The organism is Streptomyces sp. NPDC004721 (genome assembly GCF_053601495.1).
Window position 1 is genome coordinate 81,999 of the sequence record NZ_JBSGBZ010000003.1, and the last position, 14,005, is coordinate 96,003.

General features: G+C 71.8%; 12 protein-coding genes. 4 read left to right on the forward strand and 8 right to left on the reverse strand.

The features are described 5' to 3' along the window. Positions 1–62: 62 nt before the first annotated feature. Positions 63–257 carry a hypothetical protein gene (locus ACWEK3_RS03510; RefSeq protein WP_453248809.1) on the forward strand — a complete coding sequence of 65 codons (195 nt, stop codon included), beginning with the start codon at positions 63–65 and terminating at the stop codon, positions 255–257. A gap of 66 nt (positions 258–323) precedes the next feature. On the opposite strand, the gene ACWEK3_RS03515 is transcribed toward ACWEK3_RS03510, so the two are convergent. From ACWEK3_RS03515 to ACWEK3_RS03535, 5 genes are read right to left on the reverse strand one after another with little or no spacing between them, the layout of a single operon-like run. Next, positions 324–3,275: a hypothetical protein gene (locus ACWEK3_RS03515; RefSeq protein WP_453248810.1), complete on the reverse strand. Its 2,952-nt coding sequence runs from the start codon at positions 3,273–3,275 to the stop codon at positions 324–326. Beyond that, entirely contained in the window at positions 3,272–4,393 is a 1,122-nt protein-coding gene (locus ACWEK3_RS03520; protein ID WP_384185419.1) for an ATP-binding protein, read from the reverse strand. Before ACWEK3_RS03520 ends, ACWEK3_RS03515 begins: the two co-directional genes overlap by 4 nt. 55 nt (positions 4,394–4,448) lie before the next feature. Continuing rightward, positions 4,449–5,879 (reverse strand): vWA domain-containing protein, encoded by a 1,431-nt coding sequence (locus ACWEK3_RS03525; RefSeq protein ID WP_453248811.1) that lies wholly within the window; start codon positions 5,877–5,879, stop codon positions 4,449–4,451. Then, positions 5,876–7,270 carry a hypothetical protein gene (locus tag ACWEK3_RS03530; protein WP_450538417.1) on the reverse strand — a complete coding sequence of 465 codons (1,395 nt, stop codon included), beginning with the start codon at positions 7,268–7,270 and terminating at the stop codon, positions 5,876–5,878. Before ACWEK3_RS03530 ends, ACWEK3_RS03525 begins: the two co-directional genes overlap by 4 nt. Beyond that, a complete protein-coding gene (locus tag ACWEK3_RS03535) occupies positions 7,270–7,788 on the reverse strand; it encodes a hypothetical protein (RefSeq protein WP_453248812.1) in 519 nt (172 codons plus the stop codon). The genes ACWEK3_RS03530 and ACWEK3_RS03535 overlap by 1 nt, the downstream gene beginning before the upstream one ends. A 266-nt stretch (positions 7,789–8,054) precedes the next feature. Here ACWEK3_RS03535 and ACWEK3_RS03540 point away from each other — a divergent pair, with 266 nt between their 5' ends. Further along, complete coding sequence (locus tag ACWEK3_RS03540; protein WP_453248813.1) at positions 8,055–8,345, forward strand: hypothetical protein; 291 nt, start codon at positions 8,055–8,057, stop codon at positions 8,343–8,345. Positions 8,346–8,499: 154 nt separating this feature from the next. Here the strand turns inward: ACWEK3_RS03540 and ACWEK3_RS03545 are convergent, their stop codons facing one another. Both ACWEK3_RS03545 and ACWEK3_RS03550 read right to left on the reverse strand, forming a co-directional pair. After that, positions 8,500–10,809, reverse strand: coding sequence for an ABC transporter permease (locus ACWEK3_RS03545; protein ID WP_453248814.1), 2,310 nt, complete (start codon positions 10,807–10,809; stop codon positions 8,500–8,502). Continuing rightward, complete coding sequence (locus tag ACWEK3_RS03550) at positions 10,806–11,513, reverse strand: ABC transporter ATP-binding protein (protein WP_453248815.1); 708 nt, start codon at positions 11,511–11,513, stop codon at positions 10,806–10,808. The genes ACWEK3_RS03545 and ACWEK3_RS03550 overlap by 4 nt, the downstream gene beginning before the upstream one ends. Before the next feature lie 109 nt (positions 11,514–11,622). Between ACWEK3_RS03550 and ACWEK3_RS03555 the strand changes: the two genes are divergently transcribed. Both ACWEK3_RS03555 and ACWEK3_RS03560 read left to right on the forward strand, forming a co-directional pair. After that, positions 11,623–12,537, forward strand: a complete 915-nt coding sequence (locus ACWEK3_RS03555) for a sensor histidine kinase (protein ID WP_453248816.1) — start codon at positions 11,623–11,625, stop codon at positions 12,535–12,537. Then, positions 12,534–13,238 carry a response regulator gene (locus ACWEK3_RS03560; RefSeq protein ID WP_453248817.1) on the forward strand — a complete coding sequence of 235 codons (705 nt, stop codon included), beginning with the start codon at positions 12,534–12,536 and terminating at the stop codon, positions 13,236–13,238. The genes ACWEK3_RS03555 and ACWEK3_RS03560 overlap by 4 nt, the downstream gene beginning before the upstream one ends. 70 nt (positions 13,239–13,308) lie before the next feature. Here the strand turns inward: ACWEK3_RS03560 and ACWEK3_RS03565 are convergent, their stop codons facing one another. Then, positions 13,309–13,845, reverse strand: a complete 537-nt coding sequence (locus ACWEK3_RS03565) for a hypothetical protein (RefSeq protein ID WP_453248818.1) — start codon at positions 13,843–13,845, stop codon at positions 13,309–13,311. Positions 13,846–14,005: the final 160 nt, after the last annotated feature.

Below are 14,005 nucleotides of genomic sequence, written 5' to 3' on the forward strand. Positions count from 1 at the left end.
CGCGGCACCGACAGCTGTATCCGCTGGCGATGCTCCGGGTGGAAGCCAGGGCCCGAGCAGGCATGAGCCTTGACCAGGACTCCAGGAAAAGGCTGCAGTCCTGGCGGGCCAAGCTCACCAGGGACAACGTCGTCGTGGACTACGACTCCGAGGCGGAGGACGGCTTTTGCTACGTCCCGCGCGAGGAGTCCGACGACGACATCATCCACCGGCCGGCGAGGAAGGCGACGCGACGTCGCAACGCGGACGCCCGCTGACCGGCACGCCGGGCCGGCCGGATCCTGGTGGGCCCAGGACTCGGCCGGCGCCGTAAGCGCTCGCTCTCATGTGCTCGTGAGCAGGGACTCCAAGGCCTTCGCCGTGGCTGGATGCCGGCTCGTCAGTGCGGCGCCCGAAGGCGCAGAGCCGGACGTCGCCCACGCGCCGTCGCAGCCCAGCAGGTCCGCCACCGCGTCGCACGTCGCCGGATGCGCGGTCAGCAACCCGAGGCCCGACGGGGGCGGGGCGTCGGCCGGTGTCCACCCCTGCGTGCAGCCCAGCAGCTCCGCCACCGCGTCGCAGGTCGCCGGATGCGCCGGGAGCAGCGCGGCGCCCCGGCGGTCGTGTCCTCCGGACCGCGTCCGGCGGGTGGCGGGCGGGACCGGGGGCGTCCGCCACGGTGGTATCCAGGCGTCCAAGGCCGCCAGCCGCCCCGGGAAGATCCGCCCAGCTTCGCGGATCAGCAGCGGGGCCAGCTCCGCGGCGCCGGACCGCAAGGTGGTGATGAGCAGCGGAAGCCACGGCAGCAGCACCGCGTCGGGCAGCCGCCCGAACGCGTTCGACACCGCCTCCACGACCACGTCCGCCAACCCCGGCACCGGCTCCAGTGCATGGACGAAGCCGCTGAGGTAACGGGGATAGGCGGGCACCACCAGCGGATTGTCCAGCAGCGCGTCGCACCGGCCCCGCAGCTCGGCCCGGGACAGCGTGCCGAGTTGCACCTGCGCCGCCCACAACAGGGCGGTTTTCGACGGCTCCTCGGGATGCGACTGGGCGACCGCCAGCTCCAACTGGGCCCGGTCGCAGCCCAGTGACAGCGCGAGGTTCTCCATGCTGAACAGGAAGCCGAGCATCGCCGCGACCTGCCCGACCGTGGCGTCCTCGTCCCGGAACGCCACCGGCAGCAGCGTGCAGTAGTGGGCGTAACCGGTCTTGACGAACGACTCGATCCACTGCGGCAGCACCGGTTCGCTGGTGCGGTAGTACGCCAGCAGCCCGCGCACCCGGCGCAGCACTTCCGGCGCGCCGTCGACGCTGCGCTCGGTGGCGAGCACCTTCAGCGCGTGCGTGCCGAGTTCGTCGGCGAGGCGGCGGCTGCGCAGGTACAGGGTGGCGTCCTCGACCGCGGCCAGTACGGTCGCGGTCGTGGCCTGCTGGCCGTAGGCGTCGCGTCGCAGTCGCTGTTCCAGGACCTGCTCGATGCTGACGCCCTCGTAACCGAGCTCGATGAGGGCCCGTTGGTGGGTGCCGAGCGCCAGGTCCCAGGACTCCTGGATCGAACGCTCACCGAGCCGCCGTTCGCCCATGATCGGCCGGGCCGCGCCGTGCGGCATCAGGCGCCGCAGCATCCACAGGACGTCGGAGCAGGCCTGGAGTTCCGGCCGGGAGGCCATGTCCAGCAGGGCCCGTTGCACGCCCCGCTGCTGGAGCTTCAGTCCGAGCGGCGCCAGCCGGTCGTGCACATCGCGGGCGAGCGGTGGCAGCGCGTCGTAGCCGACCTGGCCGATCCGGTCGCCGCCCATCATGATCTCGACGAGGCGTCGTACGTCCCGCCGCCCCGGCACGGCGTCCTTCTCGATGCAGGTGACCGCCGCGTCCTGGAAGTCGTACGGCGTGGGCTTGGCCCGGTCCCGCATCCCGGCGAGCAGGACCGACGTCTCGAACACCGCGATGGCGTCGGCGGTGGAGGCGAGATAGCCGTTGCGCCGGGCCGCGCGCACGATGTCCACCGACCAGCCGAGCAGTTCGGCCTCGTCCAGGCCGTCGAGCACGGGCGGCCTGCGCAGGAACCCGGACAGCCGGTCCGCGGCGGCGGACTCCGGTACTGGAACGGTGGCTTGACTTCCTCGGACCTTCGCCGCCGAGGCCTTCGTCGCAAGGTCCTTCTTCGCCGGGGACTTCTTCGTGCCCGCCTGGCCCGCCAGCCGGTACGGCTGCACACGGGTGCGCTTCAGGCTCTTCGCCCACTCCGTCGAGGCGATCGACACCGAGCCGGCGGCAAGGCCGAACTGCGCCTCGATCGCCGCGTGGCTGGACGGGATCAGCCCGTACTGCCAGGTGGTGGCGGTGCGCGGGGAGATCGTGAACGTGTCGGCGCTGCCGTGCACGCCGAACTCCTCGACGCGGCTGACCGCGTGGAACGCCCCGCACACGTACAGGCAGTCCGCCGGATCGGTCCCGGTGGCAGTCAGATGCTCGCGCATCCGGGTCCACATGTACCGTTCGCGGTCCTCGTCCACGCGGACCCGGGCGCCGTCGCCCGGAGCGAGGCGCCGGAACAGGCTGCCGACGAGGAGCATCACCTGGCGATAGGTGTCGTGGTCGGCGGCGCTGTCGCCGAGCGGCACCTCGACGTACTGGTGCCACCACTCCGACCAGTGCCGCACCCTGCCGTGGCGCAGCAGGTGCTCCTCCAGCTCCGCGAAGCGCGGCCGGAGGTCCCCGAGGTCGACGCCGACGGCCTCGCCGTGCAGCGCGGCCTCGGCCGGAGGATCGGTGTCCTCCGCCGCGGCCTCCCGCGCCTCCTCGCCGCCGGTGTCCCACTGGAAGGCGTGGTCCGCGGACCGGTCCACGAGGACCAGCTCCACACCCGGGGTGTCCAGCGCGTACGCGATGGCCTGGTACTCGGCGGACGCCTCGGTGATCGGCGCGACGACCGACAGCGGAGCCCAGTCCCGGGGGAAGCCCTCCACGTCACCGGCGAACGCCTGCACCGCCACCGGCAGCCGGCAGTTGCGCAGCTCGGTCAGCAGCGGTGCCATGTCCTCGCACAGCTCCAGGTAGACCACCTTGGGCTGCTTCTCGCGCAGCCGCCGGGCCATGGCGGTCGCCGAGGCGGGCGAGTGATGGCAGACGGGGAAGATCTCCAGCGGCTCGCGCACCGCCCGGTCGACGTCGTCGACCATGCCGAGGAGGATGCCCTCCAGGGCGTCGGGGCCGCCCGCGAACGTGGCGGCGGCCTCCTGCAGTTGCCCGCGCAGCCCGGCGAACGTGCCGCTCTCCTGGGGCCCGCTCATGACAGCGTGGCGATCGCGTCGCGGCCGCCCTCCAGGAACTCGGGCCAGGAGCCGCCCTCCTCCTTGCTGCGCGGCTCGACGACACCGTGCAGGTACTTGTTGAGGATGGCCAGGTCCTCGGGCTCGCGACGGGTGAGGGAGCCGACGAGCGAGGAGGCCAGAGTGCGGGCGGTCAGGGCGCGTTCGCCGAAGAAGTTGCTGTGCAGGACGGCGTCCTCCAGCACGCCGATCTGCTCGGCCGTCGACAGCGCCGACTCCAGCTTCTCGTCGTCGCTGCCGGCCGCCGCGGCGGACGCGCGGAGGTCGGCGAAGCTCTGCAGGAGCACGTCGAGCAGGGTCGGCGGTACGTCGAGGTCGATCGAGTGCCGGCGCAGCAGTTCCTCGGTGCGGAAGCGGACGATCTCCGCCTCGCTCTTCTTGTTCGTCACGACCGGGATGCGGACGAAGTTGAAGCGGCGCTTGAGCGCGGAGGACAGGTCGTTGACGCCCCGGTCGCGGCTGTTGGCCGTGGCGATGATCGAGAAACCGGGCTTGGCGAAGACGATGTTGTCGCTGCCGCCGCTCTCCAGTTCGGGAACGGAGATGTACTTCTCGGAGAGGATCGAGATCAAAGCGTCCTGGACATCGCTCGTGGACCGGGTCAGCTCCTCGAAGCGGCCGATGGCGCCGGCCTCCATCGCGGTCATGATCGGGGAGGGGATCATCGACTCCCGCGACTGGCCCTTGGCGATGACCATGGACACGTTCCACGAGTACTTGATGTGGTCCTCGGTGGTGCCCGCCGTGCCCTGCACCACCAGCGTGGAGTTGCGGCTGATCGCGGCGGACAGCAGCTCCGCCAGCCAGCTCTTTCCTGTGCCGGGGTCGCCGATGAGCAGCAGACCGCGGTCGGAGGCGAGGGTGACGATGGAACGCTCGACGAAGCTGCGGTCGCCGAACCACTTCTGCGAGATCTCCCGGTCCAGGCCGTCGGAGCGCTCGGAGCCCAGGATGAACAGGCGGACCATCTTCGGGGACAGGCGCCATGAGAACGGCTTGGGACCGTCGTCGATCGACTCCAGCCAGTCGAGCTCCTCGGCGTACTTGATCTCGGCGGGGGCGCGCAGCAGGTCGGACATGAGGGAAGGGCCTTTCCACGGGGTGATCACAACGACGCGGACGTACGGTCGGTGATCAGGTGAGAAACGTCTTGAGTTCGTGCACGAGCTTCTTGATGTGGCCAGAGATCACCGGCGTGCCGAGATCCTTGAAACGCTCCCGGAACCACGGGTTGACGCTGCCGCGCCCGGAGCTGGTCACCGAGCCGACCGGGATGAACTTCGCTCCAGAGCGGTGAATGGCGGCCATGCTGTCGAACAGCTCCTGGTGGCGCCACTCGTAGAAGTCGGAGATCCACACCACGACGGTGTTGCGCGGTTCGGCGATCTTCGGCTGCGCGAGCCGCATGGCGACGGTGCCGTCGGTGCCGCCGCCCAGCTTGGTGCGCAGCAGTGTCTCGAACGGGTCGTGCGCCCAGGGAGTGAGGTCCAGAGCCTGGGTGTCGTAGGCGATCAGGTGGACGTCCACCTTCGGCAGCCCGGCGAAAATGGAGGCCAGGATGGTGCAGTTGACCATCGAGTCGACCATGGAACCCGACTGGTCCACGACGACGATCAGCCGCTGGGGCGTCGTCTTGCGGCTGGTGTGCCGGTAGTAGAGGCGGTCGACGTAGAGCCGCTCCTCCTCCGGGCTCCAGTTGGTGAGGTTCTTCCAGATGGTGCGGTCGAGGTCGAGGTTGCGGAACACGCGCTTGGGCGGGACGGACCGGTCGAGTTCGCCGACCGTGGCCTTCTCCACCTGGGTGCGCAGCACCTCGGTGACCTCGTCGACGTAGCGGCGGATCAGCGCCTTGGCGTTGGCCAGGGCGACGCCGGAGAGGTTGTTCTTGTCGCGCAGCAACTGCTCGATCAGGGACATGCTCGGCGTCAGCCGTGAGGCCAGCTGTGGGTCGGCCAGCACCTCGCGCAGGTGCATGCGCTTGACGAGATCGCCCTCGATGGAGCCGAGCTCCGGGCCGATCGCGGGGATCAGCCGGCTGAGGTCGGGTGTGGGGCCGCCGACGCCGGTACCAGTCGGGCTGACGCCCCCTCCGGCCCTCATGCGGTGGGTGCCGCCGCCTCCGCCGCGCAGTTCGCCGGGCCGGCAGCCCAGGGCCCGCTCCAGCCAGCCGGCGTCGGACTGCCAGCGGGCCAGCTGCTCCGCGGTGACGGTGCCGGGGCGGGAGGCGAAGACGTTCAGCAGCACCTTCGACGCGAGCGCCGCCCGCCGCACCTCGGCGGCCCGGTCGCGCTCGCCGTCCTCGTCCGGCACCGGTGCCATCAGCCCGTCGAACTCGGCGGCCAGCTCCGGATGCCGCTGCACGACGGAGTCGACCGACACACCGGGATCGAGCAGCGCGGACGGCAGGCCGATGTCCTCGACCACGGCGAGACTCGCCGACTCCAGGCCGGCCTGCTCCTCCGGGTCGAAGAGACGGGCCAGCAGGCGCCAGTAGAGGACCTGCCGCCGGTTGTCGTACGGATCGGGCTCGGGGCCGGCAGCCTCTCCGGTGATGTCCTCGGTCATTTCCGCAGCAGCCTTCCGGCACGTTCGCGCAGCACGCCGACGGCGTCGGTGGCGGCCTTCTCGGCCCGCACCCCGGCCTTGTCGGTCGTACCTCCGGCCCAGGCCCCCGCGTGCACGGCGACGGTCTTCTTCCGTACGGTCCGTTCTACGGCGAGCGGCTGGAGGAGGAACTCCCCGGCGTCCCAGCGCAGCAGCCCGACACACGCGCCGGACGCGGCGACGGCCTCGGGCGAGAGCGGACCGGCGGCCGGGACGCGATCGGTGTCGACGGCCAGGCGATACCCGGCGACCTGGAAGAAGACTCCGTCGTCGCCTTCCTCCACGCCGTATCCCTCCAGCAGGACGGGCACCGCGATCCGGGCCGGGTGCCGGTCGAGCGGCGACACGGCGAAGGCGGCGGCGGTGGGCAGGGCCACCCGGGCGGTGGCGAAGACCTCGGCGGGCTCGCCCATACACGCACGGTCGTCGTCCCATATCAGGTCGCCCTCGGCGGTGACGGGCATCGCGTCGAGGTCCATGGCGCGACCCTCGCTCACGGCCCCCAGCAGGGCCATGCGCGGCCGCAGCAGCTGCCACAGACCGGCGCCGACGACCGTGTCCGGCTTGGGCGCGGACACCGAGGCCCGCACCAGCCGGGGCGTGCCACCGTCCGCGGGCTCGAACACCGCGTGCACCTGCGCCTGTACGGCGGTGGCGTGCTCCTGCACGTCGACACCGAGCGGCAGCAGCCGGCCGGTCACCGCGGCCATGGCGGACGCGCGCGCCGCGCCCGGCAGCGTCAGCAGCAGGGCGCGCGACCACAGGTCGGCCCAGCGGCGCACGGGCACGCGCTCCAGCGTCGCCCCCGGGCAGGAGGCGGCGAGTTCGGCGGCGAAACCGTCGAGCAGCGTGGCCAGGCGGCGCAGCGCCGGGTCGGGCAGCATCGCGGAGACGACCGGCGCGGCCCCGTCGACGAGTTCGTGGTCGATGCCCTGCCAGCCGGCCCGCGCCAGATCGCACAACCAACTGCGCGCCGCGGCGTACAGATTCGCCGCCTCTTCGTTGTCGCCGGCCGCTTCGGTGTCGGCTTCCTCGACCCGCGGCCGACCGGTGGCCTCCTCGACGCGGGCGGTCAGCGCGTCGTGCACGGAACCGAGCAGGGCGGTGCGGGCCGCGGCGAGCGCGACGAAGTGGTCCTCGCCGGCGGCTCCGGCGGCCGTCTTGTCAGCGGCCTCGGCCACCCGCGCGGCCAGTGGCGTCCCGGCGACGGCGTCCGCGAGCCCGGTCAGTCCAGCGGCCTGGCCGGGCTGCGGACGCAGCAGACCGGTGACGAGGGCCTCGTCGAACCCGTCCACGGCCGTGAGAGCCTCGTCAAGGCCGTCGACGGCGTCGGAGAGCAGATCGGCATGCATCAGGCCACCGCCCTCGTCGTCGGGAACCACTGCATCTCGGGCAGCGGTGCGGTACTCGGCGCGAGTTCGAGATAGGCCAGGTGCCGCAGGAACCGGCTGAACACCCGGGCCGCGACCGAACTACCGGCCGCCGCGGGGCGCGTGGCCGTCATGACGGCGGTGACGGCGTGCGCGTCCGGCTCCGCCGAGTCCACCTCGACCTTCAGGTACCGGGCCACGCGCTCGGCGCCGTACTGCAGCACGGCCTCACCGATGAGCGCGCGTATGTGGTTGCAAAACATGCCGCGGGCCCCGCCGCAGGGGCGGTTGTTGTTGGTGCTGCACGCGAACGCGTACGTCCCCGCCTCGACCGAGGACACGTACACGCGCCCGATGTCCGACCCGCTGGACACCACACCCTGCAACCGCCCGTCGGTCAACTCGACGAACGGCACCTTCGCGAGCTTCCGCGGCCGCGCCGACGGCACCACCCGTGCCGTGCTCGACTTCTCCCAGACCGACAACGCACCATCTCCCATGCATGCGAAAGGGGGCGCTCACGCCACCTCGGCGGAACATGATCGAAGCTATCGGCGACCACTGACAACGCCCCGGAAGACGGTTGTGGGTGCGAGGGCGAGGACGTTCGTGCACCAGAGATCGGCGGTCAGCTCTTGGCCCGGTACGGTTGTATCGGCGCACGCCAACTGCCTCTCGTGAAAGGCAGGTTGGAGCGCCGGATGTGGCGATTGACACCCGGGGGCCACGAGGCTGAGGCCGCCGATCCGCAGCGCAGGGAGAACCGATGAGTGCCGCCCACCGTGGCAAACGCCGTGCCACGCTGCCGCCCCGCGCATGGATCGTGCTCGCGGCGTCCATCGGGTCGATCGCACTCTCCGGCGCGGCCCTGTCGGCCACGGTCCCGGACGCGGGGGGCTCCGGCGGCGTGGTCGTGCACCGCGAGACGGCGTCCCCCGAGGAGATCCTCGAGTACTGGACTCCGGAGCGGATGAAACAGGCGAAGCCCGCCGAGATGCCGGTGGTATCGGTGGAGTGCCAGGGCTGGCAATGGTTCGTCCGCCCGCACTGCTGGTGATCTCGACCGGAGGGTGCACACCGCAGCTGAGGTCCGGCGCAAGGTGCGGGACTTCTCCAAGCTGATGCGCGGGCCCCGACGGATGATGCCGCCGGAGCCGCGGCTGCCGGCTCGGCGAGGTCCGGCGCGCACCGCTCAACCCGCGTCGGCGGCCTCACTCGTTGCGCAGCGCCTCCGCCACCGTCAGCCGTGCCGCGCCCCGTGCCGGGACGTACGCGCCCAGGACCGCGATCGCGACGCCCGACAGCGCCAGGAGGGCGAGGGTGCCGGCCCGCCAGACGTCCGTCATGAAGGCGGGCAGGACGATGTCCACGGCGTCCGCCATCCGCGGCACCACCAGGTCGTAGCCCGCGATGCCCAGGGGGACACCGAGCAGGGAGCCGACCGCGCCGAGCAGCGCCATCGACGTCACCACCATCACGGTCACCTGACGCGGTGTCATGCCGATCGACTTCAGCATGCCCAGGTCGCGGCGGCGGTCGCGGGTGTTGAGGACGACCGTGTTGAGGACGCCGAGGGAGGCCACCACGGCGAGCATCGCGGTGAGCAGCGCCGCGGAGCCGACGATGGTCCGGGTGACGGTGTTCGGGCCTTGCGGCACCGGGTCGATGCCGCGGTCGACGGCCCTGGCGGCGCGCGCGTAGGCGGCCGGGTCGGCGCCGTCGCGCAACGCGATCAGGTACGCGATGGGCTTCTCGCCCGGGGACAGCGCCGTCAACGTCGACCAGTCGGTGAAGACCAACTGGCCGTTGATGTCCATGGATTCGCCGACGACGACCGTCCCCTCCCGGCGGTCGCCCTTCTCCAGGACGAGACGGTCACCGACCCGCAGGCCGTGCCGGTGCAGAAAGGCCGAGGGGGCCACGACCTCGCCGGTACGGCGCGTCCACCGGCCTTCGACGAGCACGGTGTCCGACTGCGGCCGGTCACCGCGGCGCCCCTCGATCATCACCGATCGCACCGAGCCGGCGATACGGGCCTCCGCGACCCCCCTCGCGGTGACGCCGCTCGCGCCGGGCAGCGACCGAAGCAGCGACTGGAGCGCGAGGTCCCCGTGCTCCGGCTCGATCACCTTGCCGTGGTCGGCCCTGCTCGCGTACACCGAGACCTGGTAGGCGTCCCGCCCCGCGTTCCCGAACCTGGTCATCGTCGTGCCCATGCCGGTCGCGAACGTCACGGTGGCCACCCCGAGGACCACGGCGGCGAGCGTGAGGCCGCTGCGGCCCGGCCGGGCGAACGGCAGGCCCATCCCCAGGCTCACCGACCGCGGCAGCCCGCTGCCCGCCAGCCGGCGCTGGATGCCCAGCGCCCGCCCGGCGCGCGGGGCGCTGCCCGCGCTGATCGCCCGCGCCGCTGACAGCCGGTGCGCACGCGCCGCCGGAACGAGCGCGGCGAGCACGCAGACGGCGGGCATGCCGAGCAGCGCGAGCACGTTCACCCAGGGCGCGATGCCGACGCTGCGGTGGAACATCCCCGCGTCCGGCCCCATGAACACGAACTCCAGGAGGGGACGCGCCAGCAGATTGCCGACGGCGGTGCCGATCACGCAGCCCACGACCGCGGGGACGGAGACCATCGTGAGGTAGACGGCGACGACCTGTCCCGGCGTGAACCCGAGGGCCTTGAGGATGCCGATGTGCCGGAAGCCGGAGATCACCGCGCCGCTTACCACGTTGCCGACGATGAGCACCGCCACCACGATGCCGAGAACCCCGAACGCCATCAGGTACGGGGCGTAGGCCCGCGCCGAACTCCCCACCTGGCTCTTGAGCGTGAGATACGACTGGGAGGCGGTGAGGGCGTCCTTGGGCAGTTCCGCGGTCACCGCGGACAGGTCGGCGCGGAGCCGGCTCTCGGAGGAGGCGTCCGGGAAGCGGAACAGCATCTGGGTGGCCGTCGGGTGCAGGGCCGGCATCTGGCCGGGCGCGACCCAGGCGTCCGCGGTGCGGCTCATGTCGAAGCCGAAACCGACGATGGTGAGGGTCGGTCCCGAGGGCACGTTGATCCGCTCGCCGAGGTCGTGCGGCGTCCAGTCCGACTGCCGGTTCACGACGATCTCACCGGGCCGGGTGGCCCAGCGGCCCGCCCACAGGTCCACCCGGTCCACCGGGCCCCCGGGACCGGGACGGCCGACGACCGTGACGGCGCCGGGAAGGCCGTGCGCGCCGTCCCTCGGCAGGTCGAGTACGGCCTGCGTGAAGGGTCCGGCGGCGGCCTCGACCCCGGGCCGCCGAGCCGCCTGCGTCAACTGCGCGTCCGAGACCTTGGCGGGATCGAACGCGGCGACGACGTGCGGGCCGTGCTGCTGGGCGAACGCCTTGTCGAACGGGGCGGAGGCCGAGTCGACCAGTCCGAGCGCGACCACGATCGCCCCGGTCGAGGTCAACGTGACCAGCCAGATGACGATCGACTGGAGCCTGCGCCGCCGTACGGCCGCGTGCGCGGCCCGCCACACCGCCCTCATGCGGACGGCTCCAGGGTGTGTTCGCCGGCCACCCGGCCGTCGGCGAGGAGAACCAGTCGGCTGGCGCAGCGCCGTGCGAGGTGCTCGTCGTGCGTGACCAGGATCAGCGTCTGGCCGATCTGGTTGAGGTCGAGCAGCAGGTCCATCACCTGCTCGCCGGAGCGGCTGTCCAGGGCGCCGGTCGGCTCGTCGGCCAGCAGCAGGGCGGGACGGTTCATCAACGCCCGGGCCACGGCGACGCGTTGCCGTTCACCGCCGCTGAGTACGGCCGGATAGGCGTTCCGGCGGTCGGCGATGCCGAGTTCCTCGAAGAGTTCCAGGGCGCGGCGGCGGGCCTGCCGGGCCGGGGTGCCGGTCAACTGCGCGGCCAGGGCTACGTTGTCCAGGGCGGACAGGTCGTCGATGAGGTTGAAGAACTGGAAGACCATGCCGATCCGCCGCCGCCGGTACAGGGCCAGCCCCTTCTCGCTCAGCGCCCCCACGTTCTCCCCGTGCACGTGGACCGTGCCGCCCGTCGGTCGGTCCAGGCCGGAAATCATGTTGAGCAGCGTGGACTTGCCGCACCCCGAGGGTCCCATCACCGCGACCGCCTCCCCGGCCCGGATCTCGAGCGACACCCCGTCCAGCGCCGTCGTCCCGCCGTACTCCTTGCGCACGCCGTCGAGTTGTACGACGGCCTCTCCGCTGCTGTCCTCAGTGACCATGCACGGGACGCTAGGCGAAGACACGTGCGTGGACATCGCCCCCTGGATGGCACTCCGGCCCGCACCTCATCCTCAGGATGCAGGCCCATGGATCCGTAGGCTGATGCGGATGGGGCGCCGTTCTGCGAAGGTGGCCTCCGTGTGGGAGTGGGAGCCGGACGCCTTGATGGCGGGGCTGGGGGTGACGTGCGCGGCCGCCGGATGGCTGGCGGTGGCGCTGGTGCGTACGAGGCGCCGCTGGCGGACCGCCCTGGGGGAACGCGGCTGGCTGCTGGAGCGGGAGCGGGCGAGCGCCGCCCGTACCGCGGTGGCGGCCGAACGCGACCGAATCGCCCGTGAGTTGCACGACATCGTCAGCCACAACGTCAGCCTCATGGTGGTTCAGGCCGGGGCCGCGAGGGAGGTGCTGGGCACCATGCCGGACGAGGCCGCGGCGGCCCTGAGGGCCGTGGAGGACGCGGGGCGCGGCGCGATGACCGACCTGCGGCATCTGCTGGGCCTGCTGGCGCCGTCACAGAACGGCGAGGACACGGACTACGAGGACCTGGTCGAGGGCGCGGAAGGCGACCGCGGAGTCGCGGGGCCGGCGCCGCAGCCCGGCCTCGACCGGCTCGGCCCGCTCGTCGACCGGGTCTCGTTCGCCGGACTGCCCGTGGAGGTGCGGATCTCCGGCGAGCCGCGCCTGCTACCCGAGGGCGTCGACGTGACCGCCTACCGCATCATCCAGGAGGCGCTGACCAACGCGCTCAAACACGGCGAGGGCGGCAAGGCCGAGGTGACCGTGCGATACGCGGACTACGCCCTGCGGGTGGAGGTGCTGAACACCGGCCCGAGCGTGCTCACCGGCACCGCGCCCGCGCAACCCACCTCCACACGGGCCGTCCCGCGACACGGGGACGGCACGGGCCGCGGACTTCTCGGTCTGCGGGAACGGGTCGCGGTGTACGGAGGAGACCTGGACGCCCGCCGCCGCCTCGGCGGCGGCTACCGGGTGAGGGCACGCATCCCCCTGGACCGCCCATGACGACGACCGCGGCCGGGCCCGCCCCCCGCGTCCTCATCGCCGACGACCAGACCCTCATCAGAACCGGCTTCCGGCTGATCCTGACCGCCCGCGGCATCGAGGTCGTGGGCGAGGCGGCAGACGGCGCGGAAGCGCTGGCGGCGGCAGGCGAACTCAGGCCGGACGTCGTCCTGATGGACATCCGCATGCCGAACATGGACGGCCTCGAAGCCACCCGCCGCATCCTGGAACGGCTCCCGGACTGCCGGGTCCTCATCCTGACCACCTTCGACCTGGACCGCTACGTCTACACCGCGCTGTCCATCGGGGCCAGCGGCTTCCTGCTGAAGGACGTCACCCCGGAACACCTGGCGGCGGCTGTACGCCTCGTCGACACCGGCGACGCCCTGCTGGCCCCGTCCATCACCCGCCGACTGGTCGAACGCTTCGCCTCGGACTCCACTCGCACACCCGCCGTCCACACCGACCTGGCCACACTGACCCCCCGAGAACTGGAAGTCCTCACCCTTCTGGCCCGCGGCCTCTCCAACGCCGAACTGGCCACCGAACTGACCCTGAGCGAGGCCACGGTGAAGTCCCACGTGGCCCGCATCTTCGCCAAGCTGGCACTCCGGGACCGGGCGCAGGCGGTGGTGCTCGCGTATGAGACGGGGCTGGTGCGGCCGGGTGACTTCGGGACGAGCAGATCTTCGGGCCTGTGACGGGTCAACGGCTCGGCCTCCTCGCCATCCGGACATCAGCAGGAATGCGACCTGGCTTCGCCGCAGGCCCTCATCGGTAGTCGTCGGGATGGGACTGCATCCAGGTGTTGACCTCCTCCCGGGTATCCAGCAGGAGCTTCTGGTGCTGTTTGAGGTTCTGGAAGGAGAAGTCGCCTCCGAGGGCGTCCTGCATCGCGCGGATCCGCGAGAGGGGACCGGCGAAGTGACCGGTGCCCTTCGGGCTGGCCTTCATCGAGTTGTAGAGGTCGTTGAGATTGGTCAGCACCCGGTTGAGGAAGTACTCGCAGTTCCCCGGGGTGGTGCAGCCGTCGGTGTACGTGGCCTGGAGGACGGCGAAGGCGTCCCGGACCTGCGGCACCGCCGCTCCCGGCGCGGCTTCCGTGGTGGGGTAGCCCGCCGTCCCGGAAGGGCTCGTCGCCGGCGAGGCAGGACTTGCGGCGTCGCTGCGCTCGGCAGCGGCCGGCGTTGCCGGGGACGAGGGCTTGCCCGGAGCCGGCGCCGTGGCGTCGCCGTGCCCGGACGAGCACGAAGTCAGCAGGACGGCTGCCAGCAGCACCGGTGTCGCGCGCCGCGCGGCTGAACGCATGAGTATCCCCCGTTGATCGACTTGTGGAGGTCACTGCCTAACAGCTCGACCGGAACCCTGTCCACCGTTGCGTCGGCTCGTACCGGCGGCCTGGCCGCGAGTTCCTCCGCGACACGGCACGACCGCAGGAACCGCACCTCGGACATGTCGACGCCGGCCT